At 61.5% G+C, this 14,921-nt stretch carries 11 protein-coding genes; all 11 read left to right on the top strand.

The genetic code is table 11. From position 1 onward, the window contains the following. Nucleotides 1-346 precede the first annotated feature (346 nt). The 11 genes from QMK55_RS14225 to QMK55_RS14275 all read left to right on the top strand — a co-directional run bounded on the left by QMK55_RS14225 (nt 347) and on the right by QMK55_RS14275 (nt 14,810). Nucleotides 347-1,699 carry a TolC family outer membrane protein gene (locus QMK55_RS14225; protein ID WP_320329401.1) on the top strand — a complete coding sequence of 451 codons (1,353 nt, stop codon included), beginning with the start codon at nt 347-349 and terminating at the stop codon, nt 1,697-1,699. A 42-nt stretch (nt 1,700-1,741) separates the two neighbouring features. Further along, complete coding sequence (locus tag QMK55_RS14230; protein WP_102354764.1) at nt 1,742-3,898, top strand: type I secretion system permease/ATPase; 2,157 nt, start codon at nt 1,742-1,744, stop codon at nt 3,896-3,898. Next, the gene (locus QMK55_RS14235) at nt 3,888-5,255 is read left to right on the top strand and encodes an HlyD family type I secretion periplasmic adaptor subunit (protein ID WP_102354763.1); all 1,368 of its coding nucleotides are present in this window, start codon (nt 3,888-3,890) and stop codon (nt 5,253-5,255) included. Before QMK55_RS14230 ends, QMK55_RS14235 begins: the two co-directional genes overlap by 11 nt. Nucleotides 5,256-5,626: 371 nt before the next feature. Then, a complete protein-coding gene (locus QMK55_RS14240) occupies nt 5,627-6,523 on the top strand; it encodes a TauD/TfdA family dioxygenase (RefSeq protein WP_320329402.1) in 897 nt (298 codons plus the stop codon). Between the two features lie 18 nt (nt 6,524-6,541). Then, entirely contained in the window at nt 6,542-7,567 is a 1,026-nt protein-coding gene (locus QMK55_RS14245) for an ABC transporter substrate-binding protein (RefSeq protein WP_320329403.1), read from the top strand. A 5-nt stretch (nt 7,568-7,572) separates the two neighbouring features. Next, complete coding sequence (locus tag QMK55_RS14250; protein WP_320329404.1) at nt 7,573-8,433, top strand: ABC transporter ATP-binding protein; 861 nt, start codon at nt 7,573-7,575, stop codon at nt 8,431-8,433. Nucleotides 8,434-8,453: 20 nt separating this feature from the next. Beyond that, nucleotides 8,454-9,320, top strand: a complete 867-nt coding sequence (locus tag QMK55_RS14255; protein WP_102354759.1) for an ABC transporter permease — start codon at nt 8,454-8,456, stop codon at nt 9,318-9,320. 175 nt (nt 9,321-9,495) lie between these two features. Continuing rightward, entirely contained in the window at nt 9,496-10,413 is a 918-nt protein-coding gene (locus QMK55_RS14260) for a LysR family transcriptional regulator (protein WP_025113444.1), read from the top strand. 217 nt (nt 10,414-10,630) lie between these two features. Next, entirely contained in the window at nt 10,631-12,169 is a 1,539-nt protein-coding gene (locus QMK55_RS14265; protein ID WP_320329405.1) for an MFS transporter, read from the top strand. A 26-nt stretch (nt 12,170-12,195) separates the two neighbouring features. Further along, nucleotides 12,196-13,266 (top strand): HlyD family secretion protein, encoded by a 1,071-nt coding sequence (locus QMK55_RS14270; protein WP_320329406.1) that lies wholly within the window; start codon nt 12,196-12,198, stop codon nt 13,264-13,266. After that, nucleotides 13,263-14,810, top strand: a complete 1,548-nt coding sequence (locus QMK55_RS14275; RefSeq protein WP_178082087.1) for an efflux transporter outer membrane subunit — start codon at nt 13,263-13,265, stop codon at nt 14,808-14,810. Before QMK55_RS14270 ends, QMK55_RS14275 begins: the two co-directional genes overlap by 4 nt. Nucleotides 14,811-14,921: the final 111 nt, after the last annotated feature.

Raw genomic sequence — 14,921 nt, forward strand, 5'->3', positions numbered from 1 at the left:
TCCGGGTGTTACGTTCAGTTGACTTCCATAGCCTGATGGCTTTGGCGCCGATTCAGTCTGGACGTACTTTAAAAATTTGCGAATCAAGTTTGACGCGACTCTCGTCAATAATTTGGCTAGATTTTTTCGCTATTAACTTTATGCCAAACTATTGACCTTCTGGGTGCCATCCTAAACAATCGTCCCAGTAATGTCACATTGATATTTATGCGGCGACCTGTCCTTCAGCGTGTGATCCAGTTCCTATTTTGAACTTTCCGACATACGGTCATTCCGGTTGCCATCATCCGACGCAGCGCCACGTTCTGCTGTGATTCAAGACAAGAAGTTCTGGGAAATACCTATCATGCGTTCGCCCCTGTTCCTGGCTGTACCCTTCGCTCTCGCCGCCTCTTTCGTCCAAGCACAATCCTTACCAGAAGCCATGCAACAGGCACTGGATGTCCATCCGGAGATCCAGGCAGGGGTCAACAGTCGTTTGGCGGCGGATTATCAGTTAAAGGCTGCCAAAGGTGGATACCTGCCCAAGGTCGATCTGCTGGGCGGTTATGGTCGTGAAGGTACCGACAGCGTGACCACCCGCGCCAATGGCGGGAGCAACCACTACGAAACCCTGAACCGCGGCGAGTCAAGTTTACGTCTCTCGCAAATGGTTTTTGACGGTTTTGCGACGTCCAGCGAAGTCGGGCGTCAACAAGCCACCGTCAACTCCCGCGCCTACTCGTTGCTCGGCACTTCCGAGCGCACCGCGCTGACCGTTGCCCAGGTGTATCTGGACGTGCTGACCCGCCGCGAATTCGTGCGTCTGGCCGAAGAAAATCTTAAGAGCCACCAGCGCATCTATGACCAGATCCAGCTGCGCACCCAGCGCGGTGTCGGCAGCGGTGCCGACCTCGATCAGGCTGAAGCGCGGATGGCTCAGGCGCGCAACAACCTGATCACCGAACAGACCAACCTTGCCGACTCCGAGACCAACTTCCTCAGCGCCGTCGGCCAGATGCCTGACCAGCTGGAGCGTCCTGCACCGTTCATGGCGATGATGCCGGCCAACCTCAATGAAGCCCGCACGCAGATGCTGGAAAACAGCCCGATCCTGCGTTCGGCCGAGTCCGACATCGCCGCGGCCGAGAAGCAGTACGAAACCGCCAAGTCGACGTTCTACCCGCGTTTCGACGCCGAACTGGGGCGCACCGCCGACAACGATCTGGACGGCCAGAACGGTCACAACAACGAATGGCAGGCGATGCTGCGCATGCGCTTCAACCTGTATTCGGGTGGCAGCAACAAGGCCGATCTGGAATCCAAGTCGTACCTGTCGAACCAGGCGCTGGACATCCGCAACAACGCCTTGCGTCAGTTGAACGAAGAACTGGGCCTGGCCTGGAACGCCCTGAACAATGCCAACGCCCAGGTGCCGATCGCTCAGCAATACGTTGATCACAGCACTGCAGTGCGCACCGCCTACCAGCGTCAGTTCAGCCTTGGCGAGCGAACCCTGCTCGATTTGCTCGACAGCGAAAACGAGTTGTTCACCGCTTCGCGTCGTTTGGCCGAGATCAAGAACATTCAGTTATTTACTCAGTATCGAATCAAGGCGACCATGGGCGAGTTGCTCAGAAGCCAGGGAGTGGTCGCACCATTGGCATCCGTCGTGCAGAACGATGTGAAGCCGAAGGTCCAACTGCCCGGTATGAATTGAGCAGAACCTTCATTGTTCAATTGTTAGCCAAGAGTGCCGAGCGTGGAATCAGAAGTCAGTCGAGTTCAACTCATTCATGATCCGCGCGCGATGCACGACGATCCGTTACTGGATGGTCTGCTCGCTCTGTGCATGCTGCACCAGAAACCCGCCAGCGCGGCGATGCTGACCACCGGTCTGCCGCTGCCCAAGCAACGCCTGAGTGTCGAGTTGCTGCCCCGCGCAGCGGCTCGCGCCGGCCTGCAGGGCCGGGTGCTGCAACGCAAGCTGGAAGAGATTCCGGCGATTGCCATGCCGGCGCTGTTGCTGCTCAAGGATGGCCGCAGTGCGGTCCTGCTCGGCTGGCAAGGCGAGAACGAAGCCCGGGTGCTGCTCAGCGAAAGCGACGGTGGCGAATCGGTGGTCAGCCGCGAACTGCTGGCCGACGACTACACCGGCAAAGTGTTCTTCGCCCAGCCGCAGCACAAATTCGACGTCAACCACGGCACACTGATCCCGCGTGCGCGTTCGTGGTTTCGCGACACCCTCAAGCGTTCCCGCTGGCTGTATGCCGACGCGATCGCCGCCAGTTTCCTGATCAACATCATCGCCATGGCCGCGCCGCTGTTCGTGATGAATGTCTACGACCGCGTGGTGCCGAACCAGGCCGAAGCGACCCTGTGGGTGCTGGCGCTGGGCATCACCGGTGCCTACATCTTCGACTTGGTACTCAAAAGCCTGCGCAGCCTGTGCCTGGATCTGGCCGGCAAGAAAACCGACCTGATCATCTCCGCCACGCTGTTCGAGCGCATCGTTGGTATGGCCATGAAGTACCGCCCGGCGCGGGTCGGCAGCTTTGCGCAAAACATCCATGAGTTCCAGAGCCTGCGCGACTTCCTCGCCTCGCTGACCCTGACCAGCCTGATCGACCTGCCGTTCACCATCCTGATCTTCATCGTCATCGCCATTCTCGGCGGGCATCTGGTGTGGATTCCGGTGCTGGCGTTCCCGATTGCGCTGTTGATCGGCTATGCGCTGCAGAAGCCGCTGGTAGCGACCATGGAACGCACCATGGCCCTCGGTGCCGAGCGGCAGTCGAGCCTGATCGAAACCCTCGCCGGCCTCGACGCGGTCAAGGTCAACAACGCCGAAAGTGAACGCCAATACCAGTGGGAACAGACCATCGGCACCCTCAGCCGTCTCGAGTTGCGGGTGAAAATGCTCTCCGGTCTGGCGATGAACATCACCCTGCTGATCCAGCAACTGGCCGGGGTGATCATGATCGTCTTCGGCGTGTACCAGATCATCGCCGGCAACCTGAGCATGGGCGGTCTGATTGCCTGCTACATGCTCAGTGGCCGCGCGCTCAGCCCGCTGGCGTCACTGTCCGGTCTGCTGACCCGCTACCAGCAGGCGCGGGTGACCATGACCTCGGTCGACCAGATGATGGAGCTGCCGCAGGAGCGCAATTTCGAAGAGCGTCCGCTGAGCCGCAAGGTGCTGCAGGGCGCGATCGAGTGCCGTCAGCTGAACTTCACCTACCCGGAACAACAGAACCCGGCGCTGAAAAACATCAACCTGGTGATCCGTCCCGGCGAGAAGATCGGCATCATTGGCCGCAGCGGTTCAGGCAAGAGTTCGCTGGCGAAACTGCTGGTGGGCCTGTATCAACCGGACGACGGCGCGTTGCTGGTGGACGGTGTGGATATCCGTCAGATCGACGTCAGCGAGCTGCGCTACAACATCGGCTACGTGCCGCAGGACATCCAGCTGCTGGCCGGCACCCTGCGCGACAATCTGGTCTCCGGAGCACGTTACGTCGAAGACGAACTGGTGCTGCAAGCCGCCGAACTGGCCGGTGTCCATGAGTTCGCCCGCCTGCACCCGCAAGGCTACGAGCTGCAAGTCGGCGAGCGCGGGCAGAATCTGTCCGGCGGCCAACGGCAGAACGTCGCACTGGCGCGGGCGCTGCTGCTCAACCCGCCGATCCTGCTGCTCGATGAACCGACCAGCGCCATGGACAACACCGGCGAAGAACGCCTCAAGCAACGCCTGGCCGCCGTCGTTGAAAACAAGACCGTGGTGCTGGTGACGCACCGGGCCTCGCTGCTATCGCTGGTCGACCGTCTGCTGGTGGTCGACCGTGGACAGATTCTCGCCGATGGCCCGAAAGCCGCCGTGATGGAAGCGTTGAAGAAGGGGCAGATCAGTGTTGCTTAAGTCGGGTGTCAAAGAGTCGATCCGTCGCTACTTCAAGGGTTCTGCCTCGCTGCAGGGCCAGCCGCTGCCGGAGGTCAACAAGGCGCTGATCGAGGACGCCCCGCGCGTCGTGCGCCTGACCATCTGGGCGATCATCGGCTTCTTTATCTTTCTGCTGCTGTGGGCCAACTTCGCCGTGATCGACGAAGTGACCAAGGGCGACGGCAAGGCGATTCCATCGTCGAAGATCCAGAAAATCCAGAACCTCGAGGGCGGGATCGTCTCCGAACTGTTCGTCAAGGAAGGTCAGATCGTCGAGGCTGGCGCACCGCTGATTCGCCTCGACGACACGCGATTTGCTTCCAACGTCGGCGAAACCGAGGCCGATCGACTGTCGATGCTGCTGCGCGTCGAGCGTCTGAGCGCCGAGGTCGATGACCGTCCGCTGAATTTCCCTGAGGACGTACTCAAAGCCGTGCCGGGCCAGGCAAAAAGCGAAGAGTCGCTGTACATCAGCCGCCGCCAGCAATTGCACGACGAGATCGGTGGTTTGCAGGAGCAGTTGATCCAGCGTCAGCAAGAGCTGCGCGAGTTCAGCTCCAAGCAGGCGCAGTACCGCCAGCAACTGGGCCTGCAACGCCAGGAAATCAACATGTCCGAGCCGCTGGTGGCCCAGGGCGCGGTATCGCCGGTGGAAGTACTGCGGCTCAAGCGTGCCGAGGTGGAAACCCGTGGTCAGCTCGATGCAACCACGCTAGCCATCCCGCGCGCCGAATCGGCGATCAAGGAAGTGCAGCGCAAAATTGATGAAACTCGCGGCAAATTCCGCAGTGAAGCGCTGACCCAACTCAACGAAGCCCGCACCGACCTGAATAAGGCCCAGGCCACCGGCAAGGCGCTGGAAGACCGGGTCAGCCGTACGCTGGTCACCTCGCCAGTGCGCGGCATCGTCAACAAGTTGCTGGTCAACACCATCGGCGGGGTGATCCAGCCGGGCAGCGACATGGTGGAAATCGTACCGCTGGATGACACCTTGCTGGTCGAAGCCAAGATCCGTCCGCAGGACATTGCCTTCCTGCACCCGGGGCAGGAAGCGATCGTGAAGTTCACCGCGTATGACTACACCATTTACGGTGGACTCAAAGCCAAGCTCGAGCAGATCGGTGCCGACACCATCACCGACGAAGACAAGAAAACCACCTACTACATCATCAAGGTGCGCACCGAGCGCAGCCACCTGGGCACCGATGAAAAGCCGCTGCTGATCATTCCGGGGATGGTTGCGTCGGTGGATATCATCACCGGCAAGAAGTCGGTGTTGAGTTATCTGCTCAAGCCGATCATCCGGGCGCGGGCCGAGGCGTTGCACGAGCGCTAGGACCTTCAGCGCGGCTGACGGCCCCTTCGCGAGCAGGCTCACTCCTACAATGGATCTCGGTCGAACACAGAATCTGTGTCCACTGATCAACTGTAGGAGTGAGCCTGCTCGCGATAGGGCCAGCCAATTCACCACACATCTGTCAATAAGTGACACAAATCGTCACTCACCAAACCGTCCATTCCTCACCATTCGCCATATCGTTATTCATTAACGGTATTTAATTTCAAGTTCTTATAGCTTTAAAGTCATCCCCCTGCGTACCTGCCGACCAATCGGCGCGCCGCACGACCTGAACCAACACGTAATCCAGCGTGAGTTTCTGATCGACGTGCGCGCCCGTGAGCGCGCCGTGCGTGGGAGATTGAAAGATGTCCGCAGCTACTGCCACCCCAAGCGTCGCGACTGCCGCGCCGCAAGCCTTTGAAATCCGCCCGTTCAGCGGTGCCGTCGGCGCCGAAATCATCGGTCTGGATCTGACCCGCCCGGTCAACGACCAGGACTTCGCCCGCATCCACCGTGCGCATCTGGATCACCACGTCGTGGTCTTCCGCGACCAGCGCATTACCCCGCACCAGCAGATCGACTTCAGCCGCCGTTTCGGCGTGTTGCAGATTCACGTGCTCAAGCAGTTCCTGCTGGCCAATCACCCGGAAATTCTCATCGTTTCCAACATCGTCGAGAACGGCCAGAGCATCGGCCTCGGCGATGCCGGCAAGTTCTGGCACTCCGACCTCTCCTATAAAGAGCTGCCGAGTCTCGGTTCGATGCTGCATGCCCAGGAGCTGCCGTCCGAGGGCGGCGACACGCTGTTTGCCGACATGCACAAAGCCTGGGACCACCTGCCCGAAGCGTTGCGCAAAGCCGTCGAAGGCCGCTCGGCCGCGCATTCCTACACGGCGCGCTACAGCGAGACCAAATTCGCAGGCAACTGGCGCCCGACCCTGACCCCGGAGCAACTGGCGCAGGTCGCCGAAGTGGTGCACCCGATCGTCCGTACCCACCCTGAAAACGGCCGCCAGGCCTTGTTCGTCAGCGAAGGCTTCACCACGCGCATCGTGGGTTTGCCGGAGGACGAGAGCAAACAACTGCTCGCCGAGCTCTACGCCCACAGCGTGCTGCCGCAAAACATCTATCGCCATCAGTGGCAGCCCCACGACATGGTGTTCTGGGACAACCGCTCGCTGATCCACCTTGCCGCCGGCTGCCCTGCGCACCTGCGCCGCAAGCTGTATCGCACGACCATTCAGGGCGACGCGCCTTTCTGATTTGCCGGAGATCCGATCATGTCCAAACGTCTTCCATTTGCACCGCTGGCTGCCGCTATTGGCTTGGGTTTCAGCCTGATTGCCGGCAGCCTGGTGGCGCCGACTGTGGCCCACGCCGAAGGTGAAATCCGCATCGCCGAGCAGTTCGGCATTGTCTATTTATTGCTCAACGTGGTGCGCGATCAGGGCCTGATCGAGAAGTACGGCAAGCAGGAAGGCATCGACATCAAGGTCGACTGGACGCAGCTCTCGGGCGGCGCGGCGGTCAACGATGCGCTGCTGTCCGGTTCCATCGACATTGCCGGTGCCGGGGTCGGCCCGTTGCTGACTATCTGGGATCGCACCCACGGCAAGCAGAACGTCAAAGCCGTGGCTTCGCTGGGCAACTTCCCGTACTACCTGGTGAGCAATAACCCCAAGGTCAAAACCATCGCCGACCTCACCGAGAAGGACCGCATCGCGGTGCCGGCGGTGGGCGTTTCGGTGCAGTCGCGTTTCCTGCAATACGCGGCGGCCAAGCAGTGGGGTGACAAGGAATTCAATCGCCTCGACAAATACACCATCGCCGTCCCGCACCCGGACGCCACCGCCGCGTTGATTGCCGGCGGCACCGAGCTGACCGGGCATTTCTCCAACCCGCCGTTCCAGGATCAGGCGCTGCAGAATCCGAATGTGCACGTGGTGCTCAACTCCTACGACATCCTTGGCCCGAACTCGCCGACGGTGCTGTTCGCCACCGAAAAATTCCGCAACGACAATCCGAAGACCTACAAAGCCTTCGTCGAAGCGCTGACCGAAGCCGCGCAATTCGCCCAGAACGATAAAGGCGCCGCAGCGGACACCTACATTCGCGTGACCAAAGCCAGGATCGACCGCGCCGAGCTGCTGAAAATCATCGACAACCCGCAGTTCGAATTCAGCGTCACGCCTAAAAATACGTATCCACTGGCCGAATTCCTCTACCGCGTCGGCGCGATCAAGAACAAACCTGAATCTTGGAAGGACTACTTCTTCCAGGACGCCAAACCGTTGCAAGGGAGCTGATCGAGATGAACGCCCCCTTGCAAGGCCACGCGGCCAGCAACCCGATCGCCAGCAGCCAGGCGCTACTGGCGGTGGATAACGTCAGCCTCGAATACCGCACCCCGCAACGGGTGGTGCGGGCCACGCATCAGGTCAGTTTCGAAATCGATCCGGCGGACCGTTTCGTGCTGCTCGGCCCGTCGGGCTGCGGCAAGTCGACCTTGCTCAAGGCGGCCGCCGGCTTCATTGCGCCCAGTGAAGGCGAGATCCGCCTGCAAGGTCAGCGTGTCGATGGGCCGGGTCCGGACCGGATCGTGGTGTTCCAGGAATTCGATCAACTGCCGCCGTGGAAAACCGTCAAACAGAACGTGATGTTTCCGCTGCTCGCCTCGCGAACCTTGCACAAAAAAGACGCCGAAGAGCGCGCGCTGCACTATCTGGAAAAAGTCGGTCTGGCAGCGTTTGCCGATGCCTATCCGCACACCCTGTCCGGCGGCATGAAGGCGCGGGTGGCGATTGCCCGAGCGCTGGCGATGCAGCCGAAAATCCTCTTGATGGACGAGCCTTTCGCCGCGCTGGACGCGTTGACCCGGCGCAAGATGCAGGAAGAATTGCTGCTGCTCTGGGAAGAGGTGCGCTTCACCTTGCTGTTCGTCACCCACTCGATCGAAGAGGCGCTGGTGGTCGGCAATCGCATCCTGCTGCTGTCGCCACATCCGGGGCGGGTGCGCGCTGAAGTGCACAGCCATCAATACGATCTGCAAAGCCTCGGCGGCGGGGCGTTTCAGGAGTCGGCACGGCGCATTCACCGTTTGCTGTTCGATGAAGGCCAGTCGCCGGAAACCGAGCGTGACCACGACTTCAACGACATTCGCATCGCTTATTGAGCGTTTTGGAGGATTGCCCGATGAGCCAACGATCGTCTGTACGACAAGAGTTTGAGACCGTCCCTGAACCGCTGACCAGCGTGCCGCTCGAGCGCGAATTACCGCTGGGCCAACGCCTGTGGCAACAGGGCTGGCTGCGTAAAAGCCTGATCCTGATGTTGCTTGCGGTGTTGTGGGAAATCGTCGCCCGGGTGCAGAACAACGACTTGTTGCTGCCGAGTTTTCTGCAGACCAGTCATGCGTTGTACGACGGCCTGCTCAGTGGTGAATTGCTGGGCAAGGTGTGGATATCTCTGGTGGTGCTGATCAAGGGTTACCTGATCGGCATCGTGCTGGCGTTTGCCCTGACCACGCTGGCGGTGTCGACCCAGTTTGGCCGCGATCTGCTGAGCACCCTGACCTCGATGTTCAACCCGCTGCCGGCGATCGCCTTGCTGCCATTGGCCTTGCTCTGGTTCGGGCTGGGGCAGAACAGCCTGATCTTCGTACTGGTGCATTCGGTGCTGTGGGCGCTGGCGTTGAACACTTACGCCGGTTTTCTCGGTGTGTCTGAAACCCTGCGCATGGCCGGGCGCAACTATGGGCTGAAGGGTATGCGTTTTGTGCTGTTCATCCTGATACCGGCGGCGCTGCCGTCGATTCTCGCCGGGCTGAAAATCGGCTGGGCGTTTGCCTGGCGCACGCTGATCGCCGCTGAGCTGGTGTTTGGTGCGACCAGTGGCAAAGGCGGTTTGGGCTGGTACATCTTCCAGAATCGCAACGAGTTATACACCGACAAGGTGTTCGCCGGGTTGGCGGTGGTGATCCTGATCGGGTTGCTGGTGGAGAATCTGGTGTTCGACACGCTGGAGCGGGTGACGGTGAAGCGCTGGGGTATGCAGCGCTGAGATTTCTGTTGGCAGGACTGGCCCCTTCGCGAGCAAGCCCGCTCCCACATTTGAAATGCGTTTCCCCTGTGGGAGCGGGCTTGCTCGCGAAGGCGTCGGTTCATACGCCACCTGTTTCAAGGATGTTTGCTAGCATTGCACCCAGATCAATCCAGATCGGCCACGAGTGCTCTGCATGCAACTCCCGGACATGAACCTGCTGGTCGCCCTCGACGCTTTGCTCGACGAAGGCAGTGTGGTCGGTGCTGCGCGGCGCATGAACCTCAGCCCCGCCGCCATGAGCCGCACCCTGACGCGCATCCGTGAAGCCATCGGCGATCCGATCTTGGTGCGCGCCGGCCGTGGCCTGGTGCCCACCCCCAAAGCCCTCGAGCTGCGCGAACAAGTGCGTGATGTGGTTGAGCAAGCGGCGCTGTTGTTCCGGTCGGCCGACACCGTGGAACTGGGCACTTTGCGCCGGCGTTTCAGCATCCGTGCCAACGATTTTTTCATTGGTGTGTACGGCGGCAAGCTGTTCGACACCCTCGACCAACTGGCGCCGCACTGTGAATTGCGCTTCGTCCCCGAGGGCGATGGTGACGATGAAGCGCTGCGCGAAGGGCGCATCGATCTGAGCGTCAGCAACACCCGTCCGGTGACCCCGGAAGTCAAAGTGCAAAACCTCTTTTCCACGCATTTCGTGGGTCTGGTGCGTGAGGATCATCCGTTGCTCGACGGTGAAATCACCGCCGAGCGTTATGCCGGGTTCTCCCATATCAGCATGTCGCGCCGTGGCATTGCCCGTGGGCCCATCGATACCGCGCTGAACGCCCTGGGCCTGGAGCGGCGGGTGGCGGTGATCGCGCCGAGCTTCCATGCGGCGATGTTTGCCTTGCCCGATTCCGACCTCATCCTGCCGGTGCCCAAGGAAGCGCTGCTCAGCGTGCGCCGTCTGGGCTTGAAGCTGCGCTCGTTCGACCTGCCGATCCCGCTGCCGACGCTGATGCTGACCCAGGCCTGGCACCCGCGCTTCGACAAGGACCCGGCGCACCGCTGGCTGCGCGAAACGCTCAAGGCGTGTTGCGACGAAACGTGGCTGGCCGCGCAACCCTGATTCGAAACCACAAAAACCCTGTAGGAGTGAGCCTGCTCGCGATAGCGGTGTACCAGTCGCCGAAAATATCGACTGAAATGGCGCCATCGCGAGCAGGCTCACTCCTACAGGGGAAATAATTGCGCCTGACGCACTTATAACCTGCCGATAAGTCAATTTTCGTCAGCAGTAAGCCCGACTAAGATGCTCCGGTATTTTCCCTCCGGAGTTCGCATTCATGACATCCCTGACGGTCCCGGCGCACATCGCTGCGGCCAGTCCGGCGACGGCGGCCACGCCACCGATGTTCGGGGCGCGGATCATCACCGGCCTGATTGGCGTGCTGCTGGCGGTGCTGGTCTCGGGCCTCAACGAGATGGTGACCAAAGTCGCGCTTGCCGACATCCGTGGCGCGCTGAACATCGGGTACGACGAAGGCACCTGGCTGGTCGCCTGCTACGCCGCGACCTCGGTGGCAGCGATGGCTTTCGCGCCGTGGTGCTCGGTGACCTTTTCGCTACGCCGTTTCACCCTCTGCGCGATCAGCCTGTTCACGCTGCTCGGCGTGCTGTGCCCGTTCGCCCCGAACTACGAAAGCCTGTTGCTGATGCGCACCCTGCAAGGCCTGGCCGGCGGTGCGTTGCCGCCGATGCTGATGACCGTTGCCCTGCGGTTCCTGCCGGCCAATTTCAAACTCTATGGCCTGGCCGGTTACGCGCTGACCGCGACTTTCGGCCCCGGCCTCGGCACGCCGCTGGCCGGTTTGTGGAGTGAATACGTCGGTTGGCAATGGACGTTCTGGCAAATCATCGTGCCGTGCCTGATTGCCATGGCGATGGTCGCCTGGGGCATTCCGCAGGATCCGCTGCGTCTGGAACGCCTCAAGACCTTCAACTGGAAGGGGCTGCTGCTGGGCTTTCCGGCGATCTGCATGCTGGTGATCGGCTTGCTCCAGGGCAATCGACTGGACTGGTTCGAATCGGACCTGATCTGCGCGCTGCTCGGCGCCGGCTCGCTGTTGTTGCTGGCGTTTCTGATCAACGAATGGTCGCAGCCGATCCCGTTTTTCAAGCTGCAGATGCTCGGCATCCGCAACCTGTCGTTCGCGCTGATGACCCTCGCCGGGGTGCTGGTGGTGTTGCAGGCGGTGGTGTTGATTCCGTCGAGCTATCTGGCGCAGGTGCAGGGTTACCGCCCGGTGCAGACTGCGCCGATCATGCTGATCGCCGCATTGCCGCAGCTGATTGCGCTGCCGCTGGTGGCGGCGCTGTGTAACTTGCGTTGGGTCGATTGTCGCTGGGTGCTGGGCATCGGCTTGAGCATGTTGACGCTGTCCTGCCTGGGCGGCTCGCTGCTGACCTCGGAATGGATTCGCGACAATTTCTACGTCCTGCAGTGGTTGCAGATCTTCGGTCAGCCGATGTCGGTACTGCCGCTGTTGATGTTGTCCACCGGCAGCATTCAACCGCAGGACGGGCCGTTCGCTTCCGCCTGGTTCAACACGGTGAAAGGCCTGGCAGCAGTGGTCGCCACCGGTGTGATCGAAGCGCTGACCACCGCGCGCCTGCATTTCCACTCGACCATGTTGATCGACAACCTCGGCAATTCACCGTTGGCCGATGGCAGCGATCCGGGCCTCGCCCATCGCCTGCACGAACAGGCGGTGGTGCTGACTTCTTCTGATCTCTATGTGTGCATGGCCGGCGTCGCGGTGACGCTGATCCTGCTGATTTTCTGGCTGCCGACGCGGATCTTTCCGCCGCGCGCGCCGACCTGATGGCTGTACTGAAACAGAAGGTTTTTATGACGACTCAAGCAAAGCAGAAACTCGCGGTGGCCGTGGCCGCCGCACTGGCGGTGGGTGTGCTGGTGTACCTGGCGATGCCCGGCCTGTTTGGTAAACGGACTCAGCAAAACACCAACGATTCGTTCGTTTCGGCCGACTACACTCTGGTGGTGCCGCGCGTGGCCGGTTTCATCAAGGAAGTGCTGGTGGAAGACAACCAGCAAGTGAAGGCCGGCCAACTGCTGGCCTTGATCGATGACCGTGATCTGCGCGCCGCTGCGCAAGCCGCCGATGCGCAAACCCTGGTCGCCCGCGCGCAATTGCAAAACGCCAGGGCGACGCTGGAGCGGCAGACGTCGGTGATCGCTCAGGCCCAGGCTGCGGTGGTGTCGGCCAAGGCTGAAATGGCTTTTGCTCAGCAGGAATTGAATCGCTACAACCATTTGGCCGGCGTCGGTGCCGGGACTGTGCAGAACGCGCAACAGGCGCGCACGCGTATCGATCAGGCGACTGCGCACCTCGACACGGCAACCGCGAAACTGGCGGCGGAGCGCAAGCAGGTCGACATTCTTACGGCTCAGCGCGATGCCGCCGAAGGCAGTTTGAAGCACTCGCAGGCGGCGCTGGAAATCGCCAGTTTCGAGCTGTCCTATACGCGCATCACTGCGCCACAGGACGGCATGGTCGGCGAGCGGGCGGTGCGCGTCGGCGCTTATGTCACGCCGGGCAGCAAACTGCTGGCGGTGGTGCCGTTGCGCCAGGCCTATGTGATCGCCAACTTTCAGGAAACCCAACTGACCGACGTGCAGCCGGGCCAGGCAGTTGAGGTACGGGTCGACAGCCTCGGCGGCGAAGCCTTGAGCGGCCGCGTCGAAAGCATCGCGCCGGCGACCGGGGTGACCTTTGCTGCCGTGAAACCGGATAACGCCACTGGCAACTTCACCAAGGTCGTGCAGCGGATTCCGGTGAAGATCCTGCTTGAACCGGGTCAGCCGTTGGCCGAGCGACTGCGCGTCGGCATGTCGGTTGAAGCGCGCATTGATACCCGCCGTTCGGCGCCGGCGGTGCGTGAGGTGACTCAGCGATGATCAAGGTCGAATCGGCTGGCGCTTTCGCGAGCAAGCCCGCTCCCACAGGAGGAACGCATTCCAACGTGTGGGAGCGAGCCTGCTCGCGAAGAGGCCAGTGGCAGCAACTCACCTTCAGTGCCTTGCTCGCCCTTGGCCTCAGCGCCTGCACCGTCGGCCCGGATTTCCACAAACCCCAGGCCACGCAAATCGCCGACTGGGCCAAACCCGCCAGGTCCGCCCCAAGCCAGGCGGTCAGTCAGCCGCTGAACGAACGCTGGTGGGATGTTTTCCATGATGCGCAGCTCTCGGCCCTCACACAGCGTGCAATGCAGAGCAACCTCGACTTGCAACTGGCCAGCAGCCGCTTGCAACAAAGCCGCGCCGCGCGCCAGGTGATCACGTCGGATCGTTACCCGAACAGCGTCGCTACCGGTAGCTACGCGCGTAAACGCAACAGCGGCGAAGGCCTGAGTGATCCGTCCGGACACAATGGCGATTCCGCCTTCAACCTGTGGGACGCCGGTTTCTCGGCCTCGTGGGAACTGGATTTCTGGGGCCGCGTGCGCCGGGAAACCGAAGCCGCCGACGCCAACCTTGAAGTCGCCGAAAACGCTCGTCGCGGCGTGTTGCTGGCGGTTCTTGCCGACACCGCGCAGAACTACATCCAGCTGCGCGGCGTGCAGAACACTCGTGCGGTCACCGAGCAGAACCTCGATGTCGCCCGGCACAGCCTCAAACTGTCGCAACTGCGCCTCAACGATGGTGTGGCGACCGATCTGGACGTCGCCGAAGCCGCCGCGCAGGTCGCCGCCATCGAGTCGCGTCTGCCCGCCCTGGAGCAACGCCAGTCGCAGCTGATCAACGCGATCAGCCTGTTGATGGGCGAACCGCCACAAGCGTTGGCCAAAGCGTTATCCACAGACGCGGCGGTGCCGCAGTCGCCGCTGCAAGTCGCCATTGGCCTGCCGTCGCAGCTGGCCGAACGCCGTCCGGACATCCGTCAGGCCGAGGCGCATCTGCATGCCGCCACCGCCAACATCGGCGTGGCCAAGGGCGATTTTTATCCGCGCATCACCTTGTCCGGCAGCCTCGGCTCACAGGCAATGCAACTCAGTGATTTCGGCTCCTGGGGTTCACGCGCGTTCGGTATCGGCCCGCAATTCAGCCTGCCGCTGTTCGACGGCGGACGCCTGCGCGGCATGTTGCAACTGCGCGAAGCCCAGCAACAGGAAGCGGCCATCGCCTACCAGCAAACCGTGCTGCGCGCCTGGCATGAAATCGACGACCAATTGAGCGCATACAACGCCAGCCAACGCCGCCGCGACAGCCTCGCCGAAGCCGTACGCCAGAACCAGATCGCCCTGCGCACCGCACAACAGCAATACGTCGAAGGCGTGGTCGATTTCGTCAACGTCCTCACCGTGCAGAGCGCGTTGCTGGCGACGCAGGAGCAGTGGGTGGAAAGTTCGACCGGGGTGTCGCTGGCGATGGTCGGGTTGTACAAGGCGTTGGGTGGGGGATGGCAGTCGGTGTATCCGGAGGCGGAGATGGCGCAACGCTAATGGCCAATGTCTGTTCCGGCATAACCGATTCTCGCTATGCCAGAGCGTAGAAGCGGCTTGAGCGGATTGCCGGATATCGTGAAACCGCACACCGCCATCGACGGCCCTGCT

It is taken from the genome of Pseudomonas sp. P8_229, from assembly GCF_034008635.1.
GTDB lineage: Bacteria > Pseudomonadota > Gammaproteobacteria > Pseudomonadales > Pseudomonadaceae > Aquipseudomonas.

Excerpts from the sequence above, each read along its gene's own strand:
- QMK55_RS14225 (WP_320329401.1), top strand. The coding sequence starts at position 347 with ATGCGTTCGCCCCTGTTCCTGGCTGTACCCTTCGCTCTCGCCGCCTCT.
- QMK55_RS14240 (WP_320329402.1), top strand. The coding sequence starts at position 5,627 with ATGTCCGCAGCTACTGCCACCCCAAGCGTCGCGACTGCCGCGCCGCAA.
- QMK55_RS14245 (WP_320329403.1), top strand. The coding sequence starts at position 6,542 with ATGTCCAAACGTCTTCCATTTGCACCGCTGGCTGCCGCTATTGGCTTG.
- QMK55_RS14250 (WP_320329404.1), top strand. The coding sequence starts at position 7,573 with ATGAACGCCCCCTTGCAAGGCCACGCGGCCAGCAACCCGATCGCCAGC.
- QMK55_RS14255 (WP_102354759.1), top strand. The coding sequence starts at position 8,454 with ATGAGCCAACGATCGTCTGTACGACAAGAGTTTGAGACCGTCCCTGAA.
- QMK55_RS14260 (WP_025113444.1), top strand. The coding sequence starts at position 9,496 with ATGCAACTCCCGGACATGAACCTGCTGGTCGCCCTCGACGCTTTGCTC.
- QMK55_RS14265 (WP_320329405.1), top strand. The coding sequence starts at position 10,631 with ATGACATCCCTGACGGTCCCGGCGCACATCGCTGCGGCCAGTCCGGCG.
- QMK55_RS14270 (WP_320329406.1), top strand. The coding sequence starts at position 12,196 with ATGACGACTCAAGCAAAGCAGAAACTCGCGGTGGCCGTGGCCGCCGCA.
- QMK55_RS14275 (WP_178082087.1), top strand. The coding sequence starts at position 13,263 with ATGATCAAGGTCGAATCGGCTGGCGCTTTCGCGAGCAAGCCCGCTCCC.